Below are 479 nucleotides of genomic sequence, written 5' to 3'. Positions count from 1 at the left end.
GCACGGAAGAATCGTCTTCCTTGATGCGGCCCTTCATCTCCTTGAAAAGCCGCTTCCGCAGGTCTGAAGTGTCAGCCATCAGCTTCGACTGGTAGGCATTCTCGGCGTCGAGTTCGGCGCGGATGCCCGCATCGAGCAGGGAGGGGTCCCGAAACATCTCCTGCCAGTTGTCGGCCCGCAGCCAGGCATATTCGTCGGTTCGCGTGATGCCGTGATGCGTGTCGTAAACCGGCCGCTTCGGCGGTGTCGGCGGGCTGACGATCGGAAATCGGGAAGTCTTGGTCATTGCGTCTCGCTTGGGAAAAATTTTGAATGATGAATGATCACGCCGGTCAGGGTGGGTTCAAGGGCCGTAATCTGGAGGTGGTGTCGGCTCCATGAGGTGGGCCGGGAGGAAAGATGATGACTATTCGATCTCGGCTCGCTGCGACTTTCGCCGTTGCTTCGTTGACTCTGGTCTTTGCCGGCCAGTCTCATGC

At 58.7% G+C, this 479-nt stretch carries 1 protein-coding gene and 1 pseudogene; both read right to left on the bottom strand.

The features are described from left to right. Positions 1-286: pseudogene (locus tag ACWTU8_RS32440) on the bottom strand (S9 family peptidase); the annotation flags it as partial. After that, on the bottom strand, positions 283-479 hold a 197-nt coding region (locus tag ACWTU8_RS32435; protein ID WP_455851326.1), incomplete at its 5' end, for a hypothetical protein. The pseudogene ACWTU8_RS32440 and the gene ACWTU8_RS32435, both read right to left, overlap by 4 nt.

Source organism: Mesorhizobium sp. BHbdii (assembly GCF_053848045.1).
This window is presented reverse-complemented; position numbering and strand designations above follow the sequence as displayed.